General features: G+C 67.1%; 11 protein-coding genes. 9 read left to right on the top strand and 2 right to left on the bottom strand.

Features of this window, described 5'->3' with window-relative positions; translation table 11 throughout:
- The first annotated feature begins 33 nt into the window (after positions 1-33).
- Entirely contained in the window at positions 34-1464 is a 1431-nt protein-coding gene (locus AC5Y46_RS14965; RefSeq protein ID WP_499991996.1) for an aldehyde dehydrogenase family protein, read from the top strand.
- Between the two features lie 4 nt (positions 1465-1468).
- Here AC5Y46_RS14965 and ilvD read toward each other — a convergent pair whose 3' ends face one another.
- A complete protein-coding gene (gene ilvD, locus AC5Y46_RS14960) occupies positions 1469-3175 on the bottom strand; it encodes a dihydroxy-acid dehydratase (protein ID WP_499944073.1) in 1707 nt (568 codons plus the stop codon).
- A gap of 99 nt (positions 3176-3274) precedes the next feature.
- Here ilvD and ricR point away from each other — a divergent pair, with 99 nt between their 5' ends.
- The 3 genes from ricR (at position 3275) to AC5Y46_RS14945 (ending at position 6005) form a co-directional block, all read left to right on the top strand.
- Complete coding sequence (ricR, locus tag AC5Y46_RS14955; protein WP_499944072.1) at positions 3275-3565, top strand: copper-sensing transcriptional repressor RicR; 291 nt, start codon at positions 3275-3277, stop codon at positions 3563-3565.
- A 69-nt stretch (positions 3566-3634) separates the two neighbouring features.
- Positions 3635-4897, top strand: coding sequence for an MFS transporter (locus tag AC5Y46_RS14950; RefSeq protein WP_499991994.1), 1263 nt, complete (start codon positions 3635-3637; stop codon positions 4895-4897).
- Between the two features lie 118 nt (positions 4898-5015).
- Positions 5016-6005: a L,D-transpeptidase gene (locus AC5Y46_RS14945; protein WP_499944070.1), complete on the top strand. Its 990-nt coding sequence runs from the start codon at positions 5016-5018 to the stop codon at positions 6003-6005.
- A 12-nt stretch (positions 6006-6017) separates the two neighbouring features.
- On the opposite strand, the gene AC5Y46_RS14940 is transcribed toward AC5Y46_RS14945, so the two are convergent.
- Positions 6018-6662 (bottom strand): TetR/AcrR family transcriptional regulator, encoded by a 645-nt coding sequence (locus AC5Y46_RS14940; RefSeq protein WP_499991991.1) that lies wholly within the window; start codon positions 6660-6662, stop codon positions 6018-6020.
- A gap of 79 nt (positions 6663-6741) precedes the next feature.
- Here AC5Y46_RS14940 and AC5Y46_RS14935 point away from each other — a divergent pair, with 79 nt between their 5' ends.
- The 5 genes from AC5Y46_RS14935 (at position 6742) to AC5Y46_RS14915 (ending at position 12991) form a co-directional block, all read left to right on the top strand.
- On the top strand, positions 6742-7599 hold the full coding sequence (locus AC5Y46_RS14935; RefSeq protein WP_499991990.1) for an SDR family oxidoreductase: 858 nt from the start codon (positions 6742-6744) through the stop codon (positions 7597-7599).
- Positions 7596-8696, top strand: a complete 1101-nt coding sequence (locus AC5Y46_RS14930; protein WP_499991988.1) for an MBL fold metallo-hydrolase — start codon at positions 7596-7598, stop codon at positions 8694-8696. The genes AC5Y46_RS14935 and AC5Y46_RS14930 overlap by 4 nt, the downstream gene beginning before the upstream one ends.
- Positions 8693-10051 carry a lipase family protein gene (locus AC5Y46_RS14925; RefSeq protein ID WP_499991987.1) on the top strand — a complete coding sequence of 453 codons (1359 nt, stop codon included), beginning with the start codon at positions 8693-8695 and terminating at the stop codon, positions 10049-10051. The genes AC5Y46_RS14930 and AC5Y46_RS14925 overlap by 4 nt, the downstream gene beginning before the upstream one ends.
- Before the next feature lie 98 nt (positions 10052-10149).
- Complete coding sequence (locus tag AC5Y46_RS14920) at positions 10150-10743, top strand: LmrA/YxaF family transcription factor (protein ID WP_499991985.1); 594 nt, start codon at positions 10150-10152, stop codon at positions 10741-10743.
- Positions 10736-12991: a molybdopterin-dependent oxidoreductase gene (locus AC5Y46_RS14915; RefSeq protein WP_499991982.1), complete on the top strand. Its 2256-nt coding sequence runs from the start codon at positions 10736-10738 to the stop codon at positions 12989-12991. The genes AC5Y46_RS14920 and AC5Y46_RS14915 overlap by 8 nt, the downstream gene beginning before the upstream one ends.
- The last annotated feature ends 17 nt before the right edge of the window (positions 12992-13008 follow it).

The raw sequence follows: 13008 nt of genomic DNA, 5'->3' as shown, positions 1-13008 counted from the left end.
GGGGACAACAGGACATTGAGTAACGCCATAGACATGGACCCGGCGGTCGAAAGCCGCAGCTCCGGGATGATTCCGGTGTTCAACCCGTCCACCGAGGAACAGATCTTCGAGGTCGTCGATTCCGACCAGGCGGTTGTCGACGCGGCGGTGGCGCGGGCGCGGGAGACGTTCGAGTCGGGGGTCTGGCGCAAGCTGCCCGCCGCCCGCCGCGCCGAGGTGCTGTTCCGGGCCGCGGAGATCGTCAAGCAACGCACCGACGAACTCGCCGACCTGGAGTCCAAGGACAACGGGATGAACCCGGTGGCCGCGCAGCAGATCATCAAGGTGTCGATGGACATGCTGCTCTACTACGCCGGCTGGGTCGGCAAGATCCACGGCGAGTCGAGCAACGTCGTATCCGACGGCCTGCTGGGCCATTACGAGAACTTCCACAACTTCACCCAGCTCGAACCGGTCGGCGTCGCGGGCCTGATCATCCCGTGGAACGGGCCGTTCTTCGTTGCGATGCTCAAGGCCGCACCCGCGCTGGCCGCGGGGTGCAGCTGCGTGCTCAAGCCTGCCGAGGAGACACCGCTCACCGCGCTGAAGCTGGAGGAGATCTTCCGCGAGGCGGGACTGCCCGACGGCGTCTTCAATGTCATCACCGGCTACGGCGAGACCGCCGGCGCGGCTCTGGCCGCGCATCCCGACGTCGACAAGATCGCGTTCACCGGGTCGACGGAAGTGGGACGGCTGATCGTCAAGGCGGCCGCGGGCAACCTCAAGCGCCTCACCCTCGAACTCGGCGGCAAGTCACCGCTGATCATGTTCGACGACGCCAACCTGGACAAGGCGATCATGAACGCGGGTCTGGGCCTGCTGGCGGGGTCCGGGCAGAACTGCTCGTGCACCTCGCGCATCTACGTCCAGCGCGGCATCTACGACCGGGTCGTGGAGGGTCTGGCCGACTTCGCCAAGATGCTGCCGATGGGCGGCAGTGACGACCCCGGGTCAGTCCTGGGGCCGCTGATCAGTGAGAAGCAGCGCCAGCGCGTGCACGGCATCGTGCAGGAGGGCGTCACGCGCGGTGCGGAGGTGATCCTCGGCGGCAAGCCGATGGACCGACGCGGCTACTTCTACGAGGCGACGATCATCACCAACACCACGCCCGACATGCGGCTCATCCGCGAGGAGATCTTCGGGCCGGTCGGTTGTGTCATCCCCTTCGACGAGGAGGAAGAGGCACTGGCCGCCGCCAACGACACGGAGTACGGGCTGGCCGGCGCCATCTGGACCGAGAACCTCGGCCGTGCTCACCGCGTGGCGAATGAGCTTCGCGCGGGCCAGGTTTGGGTGAACTGCGCGTTGGGGGCCGATCCGTCGATGCCGATCTGCGGCCACAAGCAGTCGGGTTGGGGCGGCGAACGCGGCCGCAAGGGCATCGAAGCCTATTTCAACACCAAAGCGGTCTACATCAGCCACTGACCGGCTAGCCGCAGACCGCACCCGTCGCGGCCGAGCCGACCAGCTTCACGTACTTGGCCAGCACACCGGTCTTGTAGCGCGGCGCCGGGGGCGTGAAGTCCTGCTGGCGCGCGGCGAACTCGTCGTCGTCGGCCAGCACGTCCAGCGTCTGGTTGGCCACGTCGAGCCGGATCCGGTCGCCGTCACGCAGGAACGCGATGGGACCGGCGTCGACGGCCTCCGGCGCGATGTGTCCGACGCACAACCCCGTCGTCCCGCCGGAGAACCGTCCGTCGGTCAGCAGCAGCACATCCTTGCCCAGTCCGGCGCCCTTGATGGCGCCGGTGATCGCGAGCATCTCGCGCATGCCGGGACCACCCTTGGGGCCCTCGTAGCGGATCACCACCGCGTCACCGTTGGTGATGGTGCCGTCCTCCAGCGCGTCCAGGGCGGCCCGCTCCCCGTCGAAAACCCTTGCGGTGCCTTCGAACACGTCGGAGTCGAAGCCCGCGGACTTGACCACCGCACCTTCGGGCGCCAGCGACCCGCGCAGGATGGTGATGCCGCCGGTGGGGTGGATCGGGTTGCTCAGCGCGCGCAGCACCTTGCCGTCCGGGTCGGGCGGGGCGATGTCGGCCAGGTTCTCGGCCACCGTCCGGCCCGTCACGGTCAGGCAGTCCCCGTGCAGAAGACCGGCGTCCAACAGGGCTTTCATCATCACAGGCACGCCGCCGATGTGGTCGACATGCGACATCACGTGCCGCCCGAACGGCTTGACGTCGGCCAGGTGCGGCACCTTCGAGCCGATCCGGCTGAAGTCGTCCAGCGTCAGCTCGACCTCGGCCTCATAGGCGATGGCCAGCAGGTGCAGCACCGCGTTGGTGGAGCCACCGAAGGCCATCACCACGGCGATCGCGTTCTCGAACGCTTCCCGGGTCAGGATGTCGCGGGCGGTGATGCCGTGGCGCAGCAGTTCGACGACGGCCTGACCGCTGCGGCGGGCGAACCCGTCGCGGCGGCGGTCGGTGGCCGGCGGCGCCGCGCTGCCCGGCAGCGACATGCCCAGCGCCTCGGCGGCGCTGGCCATGGTGTTGGCGGTGTACATGCCGCCGCACGCGCCCTCGCCGGGGCAGATGGCGCGTTCGATGGCGTCGACGTCGGCGCGGCTCATCAACCCGCGCGAACAGGCCCCGACCGCCTCGAACGCGTCGATGATGGTGACCTCGCGCTCGCTGCCGTCCGACAGCTTGGCCACCCCCGGCAGGATCGAGCCGGCGTAGAGGAATACCGAGGCCAGGTCCAGGCGCGCCGCGGCCATCAGCATCCCGGGCAGCGACTTGTCGCAGCCGGCCAGCAGCACCGAGCCGTCCAGTCGCTCGGCCTGCATCACGGTCTCGACGCTGTCGGCGATCACCTCCCGCGACACCAGCGAGAAGTGCATCCCTTCGTGACCCATGGAGATGCCGTCGGAGACCGAGATGGTGCCGAATTCCAGCGGGTAGCCGCCGGCCTGGAAGACGCCCTCCTTCACCGCCTTGGCCAGGCGGTCCAGCGAGAGGTTGCACGGGGTGATCTCGTTCCAGGACGACGCCACCCCGATCTGCGCCTTGGCGAAGTCCTCGTCGCCCATGCCTACCGCGCGCAACATGCCACGGGCGGCGGCCTTCTCCAGACCGTCGGTGACGTCGCGGCTGCGGGGCTTGATGTCGATCTGGTCAGTGGGAAGGGCCATGGGAGCAAGTATGCGGTGCGCCGCGAGCGCACCAAAATCGATTAACCGCCCGGTCTGATACCCTAGCGGGGTATCTAACGGTATTCGTTTGGAGGGGTGATGAGCGCGCCACACGGATACGCGCAAGAGAAGGACAACTACGCCAAGCGGTTGCGCCGCATCGAAGGGCAGGTGCGTGGCATCGCGCGGATGATCGACGAGGACAAATACTGCATCGACGTCCTCACCCAGATCAGCGCGGTCAACAGCGCTTTGAAGTCGGTGGCGCTGAACCTGCTCGACGAGCACCTGAGTCACTGCGTCACCCGCGCCGTGGCCGACGGCGGCCCCGACTCCGACGGCAAGCTGGCCGAAGCCTCCGCGGCGATAGCGCGCCTCGTTCGTTCCTGAGCCGTGCGGTGCGTACGGTAAGAGTGCGCGATCGCGCCGGAGAGCTCCGGTGACGTCGCGCCTCACACCATGACTGCTCAAGCCGCCGCTGCCGCGCGAACGTGGACGCCACGGATCGCGGTTCAACTGTCAGTGTTGGCCGCCGCGGCCTTCATCTACGTCACCGCCGAACTGCTGCCGGTCGGCGCCCTGTCGGCGATCTCGCGGGACATGCACGTCAGCGTGTTCTGGGTGGGCACGCTGCTGTCCTGGTATGCCCTGGTCGCCGCGCTCACCACGGTCCCGCTGGTGCGCTGGACCGCGCACTGGCCCCGTCGTTCGACGTTGCTGCTCAGCCTCGCGTGCCTGACCGTCTCCCAGCTCATCTCGGCGGTGGCACCGAACTTCGCCGTGCTGGCCGCCGGCCGGGTGCTCTGCGCGGTCACGCACGGGTTGCTGTGGTCGGTGATCGCACCGATCGCCACCCGCCTGGTGCCGTCCAGCCACGCCGGACGCGCGACCATGTCGATCTACATCGGAACCAGCCTGGCGCTGGTGGTCGGCAGCCCGCTGACCGCTGGGCTGAGCCTGATGTGGGGCTGGCGGGTGGCGGCCGACTGCGTCACCGTCGCCGCGGCGCTGATCACCGTGGCGGCCCGTGTGGTACTGCCCGAAATGACGTTGACGGCCGATCAGCTGCAATTCGTGGGCCGGCGGGCGCGGCATCACCGAAATAGGGGACTGATCCTGGTCAGCCTCGTCACCATGATCGGCGTCACCGGCCATTTCGTCTCCTACACCTACATCGTGCGGATCCTGTCGCAGGTCGTCGGGGTGCGCGGACCGAATCAGGTTTGGCTGCTGGCCGCCTACGGCATCGCCGGCGTGCTGGCGGTCGCGTTGGTGGCCCGGCCGCTGGACCGTCGCCCCCGCGGTGCCGTCCTGTTCTGCATCGCCGGGCTGACGACGGCTCTGGCGCTGTTGAGCGTGTTGGCCTACCGCTGGCACGACTCCGCGTTGACGGCGCTGATCGTGGGTACCGCGGCGATCGTGCTGTGGGGTGCGATGGCCACCGCGGTGTCGCCGATGCTGCAGGCCGCCGCCATGCGGGCCGGGGCCGACGACCCCGACGGCGCCTCCGGCCTGTACGTGACGGCGTTCCAGGTGGGCATTATGGCCGGGTCGCTGGCGGGGGGCCTGCTGCTGGAACACAGTGTGGCGATGATGCTGACGGTGTCGGCCGCGCTGACGGGCGTCGCACTGGTCGCGATGGCGGCCATCGGACGGGCGATCGAGGTCCCCGCTGCGACCGCTGCTGAGGACCTAGGTACGGCAAGCTCACAGAACGACTGATGTTGCAGGTCAGCGACCTGAACTGGGTTTGGTAACGGTCCCTGAAGGTTCGCCGAATGGCTATTCGGTGGCTCTGCTGTGCCACACTGGGGCGGAAGATTTGACCGGAGGGAATGATATGTCGCGCTGGACGAGGGGACGTCTCGTCACCGCTCTCAACGCATTCGGAGTGGTCGCCGTGCTGATGCTGGGCAGTGGTCCAGCCGCTGCGGACCCGGACGAGGCACCCGGCGATCCCGGGCCGGTCGTCGTCGCACCTGCCGAGCCGCCGGCACCGGAACCGGTGGCTCTGCCGCCTTTTCCGGACCCGCTGGCTCCGGTCCCGGGCGCGCCTGCCGCGGTACCCGTTGCCGACGGACCTGCCCCCGCAGGCCAGGACAACACGCCGTTCGTGGGTGAGCCGCCGTTCCGGCCGCCGACGTTCAACCCCGTCAACGGCGCGATGGTGGGGGTGGCCAAGCCGATCATCATCAACTTCGCCGTCCCGATCGCCGATCAGGCGATGGCCGAACGTGCCGTGCACATCTCGTCGATCCCGCCGGTGCCCGGCAAGTTCTACTGGATGACGCCGTCGCAGCTGCGGTGGCGTCCGCTGTCGTTCTGGCCGCCGAATACCGCGGTGAACATCGACGCGGCCGGCACCAAGTCGAGCTTCCGCACCGGCGACGCGCTGGTGGCCACCGCAGACGACGCCACCCACCAGATGACCATCACCCGCAACGGGACCGTGGTGCAGACCTTCCCGATGTCGATGGGCATGGCATCCGGAGGTCACCAGACTCCGAACGGCACGTACTACGTGCTGGAGAAGATGCCGACGGTGGTGATGGACTCGTCGACCTACGGGGTGCCGGTGAACTCCGCCAACGGCTACAAAGTGACCGTGTCCGATGCCGTGCGGATCGACAACAGCGGCAACTTCGTGCACAGCGCACCGTGGTCGGTCGGTGACCAGGGCAGACGCAATGTCAGCCACGGCTGCATCAATCTCAGCCCGACCAACGCCAAATGGTTCTTCGACAACTTCGGTAGCGGTGATCCGGTGGTCGTGAAGAACTCCGTCGGCATTTATAACAAGCCCGACGGCGCCTCGGACTGGCAGCTCTGACGCGCTGCGAGTTCACGCAGAGTCGAGCCGTTCCCGCGCCGCGCTGAACAGGGTGGCGCAGACCTCGGCGAGGTCGTCGGGAAGTTGCACGCTGCCCGTCATCAGCCAGTCGACAAGAAGGTGGTTCACCCCGCCGACCAGTGCCACAGCCGTCGACTGCTGCATCTGGGTCAGTGGTTCGGCGCGGGCGGCGGCCCAGGTGCTGGCGACGATGTCGGCGAACTCGCGCAGGACGCCGTGGCGCCGTTCCTCCATGGCCGGTGAGACGCCGACCACCTCGACCAGTACGACCCGCGCGCGCCGCGGATCATCGGTCAAATAGCCCACGAAAGCGTGCAGACCGTCCCGCGTCTGGGCATCGACGTCGGCACCGGCGGATTCGATGGCGGCCAGCGTCGCCGCCCGCATCTGGTCAACCAGTTGTGAGTAGAGCGTGGCAAGGCAGCTTTCGCGGTCGGTGAACGACTCGTAAAAATATCGCTCGGTCAGACCGGCCGCGCCGCAGATCTGCTTCACCGAACTGCTCGCATAGCCCTGTTCGGCGAATATCTGCAGTGCCGCCGTCAGCAGCGCGGCACGGCGCTGACGTGCGCGTTCTTGTGGAAGCAGCCCGTGGTACATGCGCCCCGCCGCTGGGGTGTCGGTCTTCTTGGCCATCACCGTTGTCCATGGCTGTCGTCCTGTGGCACACTGAGAGCATACTTCTGACATGCGGTCATGTCAGAAAGGGGGCGGTATGGCGGTAACGAAATCACCCATCGCGGGTCAGGTCGTAGCGGTAACCGGAGGCGCGCGCGGCATCGGGCGAGAGATCGCGCGGCAGCTCGCCGCCGCCGGGGCGCGCGTGGCCATCGGCGATCGTGACGGCGAGGCCGCGCGAAGTACTGCCGTTGAGCTGTCCGGCACAGTCGAAGGCTTCGATCTCGACGTCACCGACACCGAGTCGTTCGGCGAGTTTCTTGCCGCGACCGAAAAGCTTTGGGGCCCAATTGATGTGCTGGTGTGCAACGCCGGTGTGATGTGGGTGGGCCCCTTCGACCAGGAACCCGAATCGCATACCCGACGTATGATCGACGTCAACCTGCACGGCGTGATCCGCGGTGTGCGGCTCGCGGCTCCGGTGATGCGGACCCGCGGTCGGGGGCACATCGTCACCATCGCGTCGGCCGCAGCACGGCTCTCACCGCCGGGCGAGTCGACGTATGCGGCGACCAAGCACGCGGTGCGCGGGTATCTGGTCGGCGTGCGGGAAGAGTTGCGCGGCACCGGAGTTCAACTGTCGATCATCATGCCGGGCGTGGTGGAGACCGACTTGGCCGTGGGCACCGCGACCGGTGCCGCCAAGCTGCTGAGCCCCGCCGATGTCGCGCGGACGGTCGTTCACACCATCCGACGGCCCCGTTTCGAAGTCACCGTCCCGCGGCACATCGGTCCGCTCACCCGGATCGTCGACCTGTTGCCACAGCGCCTGCGCGACAGCGCATTACGGCGCATGGTGCCCGATCAGGTAGCGGCGACCAAAGGCTCGACCGTGCGCCACAACTACGAATCCCACACCACACGCGAATCCGTCGACACAGGAGACCATTCATGACGACCACCCAGCCCGCCACAGTGCGTCCGATCCCCGAATTCGACGGGGTGCACGACGTGTGGCCCCGTGGCGACCGGCTCGAGGCGGTGCGCGACGCCGCGAAGCGCTACCACGAACGCTTTCGGTCGCAAGGACAGGTCAAGGCGATCAAGAGCGTCGACATCGTCGCCGCCCCGTATCCGGCGCGGTTTGCGTTCCAGGGCTACTCGGTGAATCTCAACCCGTTCATCACGATCATCAACCGGATGATGGTGATCCAATTCGAGGGATTCGACGGCAAGTTGAAGACTCTGGTCTGGGAGCCCACGGTCGCCGCGGGTTCGGCAGAGGCGCCGTTCTACAACAAGATCCGCAAGTTCGGCGACACCCTGCACGCCGGCCGATTCTTCACCAAGTACTTCAATGACCCCGACAGCGTGCTGCCGAGCCTCGGGCTTTCCAACGAAGACGTGGACTACGTCAGCTTCGACCACCTCCACGTCCAGGACGTGCGCATGATCATGGGCAGCTCCGAACCCATCGAGGGCGAGACCGCGCCGCGCGATCCCGTCTTCCCCAACGCCAAGCTCCTGGTGCACCGCAAAGAACTCGCCACGTTCGAGGCGCTGCATCCCATGCAATGGGCCTGGTACGTCGAACGGGGGATGTCCGGAGTGCCCGCTGAGCGGCTCGAAATCTTCGACGGTGACGTGGAACTCGGCGTTGGCGTGAGCCTGCTGTGGACGCCCGGACATACCGACGGCAACCACTCGCTGTGTGTCAACACCCCCGACGGAGTGTGGGTTTGCTCCGAAAACGGGATGGCACCCGACAACTGGCAACCGGAACTCTCGACAATCCCCGGCATCAAACAGCAAGCCGCGTTCTACGGCCGCGAGGTGGTGCTCAACGCCAACACCCTGGAAGACACCCTCGATCAATACGACTCGATGGTCAAAGAGAAGACGATGGCGTCGTTTTCGCCGCGGGATCCGCGCTGGGTGCAGGTCATCCCGTCCTCGCAATGCTCATCCTGGAAGCGACAGTGGCCGCTCATCCCGACCTACTCCCACTCCCCACTCAATTACGGCACCATCGTCAAGCCCGCAGCCGGATGACAAGTTCGGAAGCCCTCGCCGCCGCAACCGACCGCGTTCCCCACGAAGTCGACTCCGGTCGACCCGTGCATCCCTGTGACGACGCGTTCTGTGTGCCGCCCGAAGGTTTTCAAACCTGCGCTCCGGGAACGGTGTTGCGCACTCGCGAAGTCCAGGTGGCGTTTCTGGGTGTCGTCCCCCAGGCGGTACGCGCTTATCAATTGCTCTACCGCACAACGGACTTCAACGGAGCCGCCCAGACCACGCTGACCACCGTCATCCGGCCACGTGGCGCCCAAGGGGACCCGTCGAGTCCGGTTCTGTCGTATCAGTGTGCGATCGACGCCATGCCTTCCAGTGCCTTCCCGTCGTACGTGTTGCGCAGGGGCGCAAAGACATTCGGTGGCTGCGCGCCCTTCGAATATCTATTGATCGCGTGTGCGGTGAGCATGGGCTGGACGGTGCTGGTGCCCGATCACGAAGGTGCCCGCGGAAGTTGGGGAGTGCCGCGGGAGCCCGGTTATTGCGTCCTCGACGGTGTCCGCGCCGCCAAGAGCTTCGAACCGGCGGGGATCGGGCATTCGGCGCCGGTGGCACTCTGGGGATACTCCGGTGGCGGGCTGGCCACGAGTTGGGCGGCCGAGCTGTGGCAGAGCTATGCACCCGAGCTCAATGTGGTTGGGGCAGTGTTGGGTTCACCCGTCGCCAATCCCGGAGAGGTGTTCCACGATCTCAACGGGTCGCTGTTCGCCGGCGAGCCGGCATTGGTGCTGGCTTCGCTGGTGCGTGAGTATCCAGACCTGCAACGCATCGTGCGCAAGCACGTGAATGCGCGCGGCCAGGAAGTGCTGGCCCGCCTGCAACACGCGACGTTGTTCGGGGCGTTGCTCCGGTACAGCTTCCGCGACTTCGGCCGCTACATGGACCGGCCGGTGGACGAGATCTTCGCTATGCCAGAGGTGGTCGAGGTGATCGACGACCTCAGTCTCGGCAGGCAGCCGCCGGCGATGCCCCTGTTGATTGTGCAGGCGGTCCACGACCCGATCATCAGTGTGCGTCATATCGACGCGCTGGTGGACAACTATCGACAGCACGGCGCGCAGGTGACCTACGTCCGTGACAAGCTCAGCGAACACGCGGTACTGCATCCGATCTCCACGCCCATGGCGTTGCAATGGGTTTCGGCTCGATTCAACGACGAGCCCCTAGAGCTCCCGGGTACCCGCAGTACCTTCCTGCTGCTGTCGCCGCGCGCTTTGGCCGGGCTGATGTGGATGGGATGGGTCACGTTGCGGGTGGCGTTCGGACGTACCCTGCATGCACCTCAGGGACGCCGGCATCTCTTTCGCCGCAGCGGACGTGCAAGGTCGGCCTGACCGAAGATCTTTCGGGCGCCGGACGTTGGGGGCGATCATCCGGCCGCCGGACCGGGAGGGCTTTTGCTTGGCCCGCTGTTATGTATAACATCATACATATGGCGAGTCCCCGCGAGCGGATGGTGGTGTCGGCGGCCCTGCTGATCCGGGAGCGCGGGGCGAAGGCCACCGCGATCGCCGACGTGCTCGCGCACAGCGGAGCCCCGCGTGGGTCGGCGTACCACTACTTTCCCGGCGGACGTACCCAGCTGTTGTGCGAGGCCGTCGACTTCGCCGGAGAGCACGTGGCCGCGTTCATCGACCGTGCCGGTACCAGCCTGGATCTGCTGGACGCGCTCGCCGACAAGTACCGCCGGCAGCTGCTGGACACCGACTTCCGCGCCGGCTGCCCGATCGCGGCCGTCTCGGTGGAGGCGGGGGAGGCCGAAGACCGTGAGCGGATGGCCCCCGTGGTGCAGCGCGCCGCCGCGGTCTTCGACCGGTGGTCCGATCTGATCGCGCAGCGCTTCGTGGCCGACGGCATCGATGCCGAGCGTGCCCGTGACCTCGCGGTGCTGGCGACGTCCGCGCTGCAGGGCGCGCTGCTGCTGGCCCGCGCCCAGCGCGACCTGAAACCACTCGACCTGGTCCACCGCCAGCTCCGCGACCTGCTGCTGGCAGCACTGCCCGAAGGGACTCGACGCGATGAATGATTGGCAGCCCACCGCCTGCATCCTGTGCGAGTGCAACTGCGGCATCGTGGTGCAGACCGAAGGCCGCAAACTGGCCCGGATCCGTGGCGACAAAGCGCATCCCGCTTCGCAGGGTTACACCTGCAACAAGGCGTTGCGGTTGGACCATTATCAGAACGGCCGAGGCCGGTTGACCTCACCGCTGCGCCGTCGACCCGACGGCACGTACGAGGAAATCGACTGGGACACCGCGATTGTCGAGATCGCCGAGGGTTTCAAGCACATCCGGGACGCCTACGGGGGCGACAAGATCTTCTACTATGGCGGCGGCGGACAGGGCAACCACCTCGGCGGCGCCTACAGCGGCGCCTTCCTGAAAGCCCTTGGCGCGAAGTACCGCTCGAATGCGTTGGCGCAGGAGAAGACCGGCGAGGCCTGGGTGGATGCGAAGCTCTACGGCGGTCACACCCGCGGCGAGTTCGAGCACGCCGAGGTGTCGGTGTTCGTCGGCAAGAACCCGTGGATGTCGCAGAGCTTCCCGCGGGCGCGGGTGGTGCTCAACGAGATCGCCAAGGACCCGGACCGATCGATGGTGGTGATCGATCCCGTCGTCACCGACACCGCCAAGATGGCCGACTTCCACCTGCGGGTCCGGCCCGGTTCCGACGCGTGGTGCCTGGCGGCGCTGGCCGGCATCCTGGTGCAGGAAAACCTGTGCGACGAAACATTTCTGGACCAGCACGTGCACGGCGTGGACGCGGTACGTGCGGTGCTGCGCGACGTGCCGGTCGGCGAATACGCGCAGCGGTGCGGGGTGGACGAGGAGTTGCTGCGCGCGGCGGCCCGGCGGATCGGCAGTGCCTCGAGTGTGTCGGTGTTCGAGGATCTCGGCGTGCAACAGGGGCCCAACAGCACGGTGTGCTCGTACCTGAACAAGCTTCTGTGGATCCTGACCGGGAACTTCGCGAAAAGAGGTGGCCAGCACCTGCATTCGTCGTTCGCGCCGTTGTTCAGCACGGTCTCCGGACGCACGCCGGTCACCGGCGCCCCGATCATCGCCGGGCTGGTGCCCAGCAACGTGATACCCGAGGAGATCCTCACCGACCACCCCGACCGGTTCCGCGCGATGATCGTGGAGAGCAGCAACCCGGCACACTCGCTGGCCGACTCGACCGCGTGCCGGGAGGCGTTCCGGTCGCTGGAGTTGATGGTCGTCATCGACGTCGCGATGACCGAGACCGCGCGACTGGCGCACTACGTGCTGCCCGCGGCGTCGCAATTCGAGAAGTGCGAAGCCACCTTCTTCAACCTCGAATTCCCGCACAACGCAATGCAATTGCGGCACCCGCTGCTCGACCCGCTGCCCGGGACGCTGCCCGAACCGGAGATCTGGTCGCGGCTGGTGCGGGCGCTGGGTGTGGTGTCCGACGCCGATCTGCGGCCCCTGCGCGAGGCCGCCGCGGTGAGCCGGGAGGCGTACGCGCAGGCGTTCTTCGGCGCGGTGGCGGGCAATCCGACACTGGCCCGGGTGCTGCCCTACGTGCTCTACGAGACGCTCGGGCCGACGCTGCCTCCCGGGCTGGCCGGGGCGGCCGCGCTGTGGGGTCAGGCGCAGAAGACGGCGATGACCTATCCCGATGCCGTGCGCCGCGCCGGGCATGCCGACGGCAACGCGCTGTTCGACGCGATCATCGGTAGCCCGTCCGGGCTGACATTCACCGTGCACAACTACGAGGACGACTTCGCGCTGATCAACCATTCCGACCGCAAGATCGCGCTGGAGATCCCCGAAATGCTGGACGAGATAACACGATTGGCTGGGGCACCGGCGCGACTGACCACCGATGAGCTGCCGATCGTGCTGTCGGTGGGGGAGCGGCGCGCCTATACCGCCAACGACATCTTCCGCGACCCGTCCTGGCGCAAGCGCGATGCGGACGGTGCGTTGCGGGTCAGCGTCGAGGACGCTGTGGCGCTTGGGCTTTCCGATGGCGGCCGGGCGCGGATCACCACCGCGGCGGGCAGCGCCGAAGCGACCGTCGAGATCACCGAGACCATGCTGGCCGGGCATGCCTCGCTGCCCAACGGTTTCGGGCTGGACTACGTCGGCGAGGACGGCCGGACCGTCGTCCCCGGGGTCGCGCCCAATGCGCTGACGTCCACCAAGTGGCGTGACCCCTATGCGGGTACACCGTGGCACAAGCACGTCCCGGCCCGCATCGAAGCCTGCCGAGCAGACGCAAAAGCCCCCAATTTCGGCACGAAATAGGGGCTTTTGCGTCTGCA

Source organism: Mycobacterium sp. NGS59 (genome assembly GCF_059812345.1).
The sequence above is the reverse complement of the archived record's forward strand: the minus strand, read 5'-3'. Positions and strand labels throughout refer to the sequence as shown.

Coding starts and splice junctions, on each gene's coding strand:
- AC5Y46_RS14945 (WP_499944070.1), top strand. CDS start 5,016: ATGTCGCGCTGGACGAGGGGACGTCTCGTCACCGCTCTCAACGCATTC.
- AC5Y46_RS14935 (WP_499991990.1), top strand. CDS start 6,742: ATGGCGGTAACGAAATCACCCATCGCGGGTCAGGTCGTAGCGGTAACC.
- AC5Y46_RS14940 (WP_499991991.1), bottom strand. CDS start 6,662: ATGGCCAAGAAGACCGACACCCCAGCGGCGGGGCGCATGTACCACGGG.
- AC5Y46_RS14950 (WP_499991994.1), top strand. CDS start 3,635: ATGACTGCTCAAGCCGCCGCTGCCGCGCGAACGTGGACGCCACGGATC.
- AC5Y46_RS14965 (WP_499991996.1), top strand. CDS start 34: ATGGACCCGGCGGTCGAAAGCCGCAGCTCCGGGATGATTCCGGTGTTC.
- AC5Y46_RS14925 (WP_499991987.1), top strand. CDS start 8,693: ATGACAAGTTCGGAAGCCCTCGCCGCCGCAACCGACCGCGTTCCCCAC.
- AC5Y46_RS14915 (WP_499991982.1), top strand. CDS start 10,736: ATGAATGATTGGCAGCCCACCGCCTGCATCCTGTGCGAGTGCAACTGC.
- AC5Y46_RS14930 (WP_499991988.1), top strand. CDS start 7,596: ATGACGACCACCCAGCCCGCCACAGTGCGTCCGATCCCCGAATTCGAC.
- AC5Y46_RS14920 (WP_499991985.1), top strand. CDS start 10,150: ATGGCGAGTCCCCGCGAGCGGATGGTGGTGTCGGCGGCCCTGCTGATC.
- ricR (WP_499944072.1), top strand. CDS start 3,275: ATGAGCGCGCCACACGGATACGCGCAAGAGAAGGACAACTACGCCAAG.
- ilvD (WP_499944073.1), bottom strand. CDS start 3,175: ATGGCCCTTCCCACTGACCAGATCGACATCAAGCCCCGCAGCCGCGAC.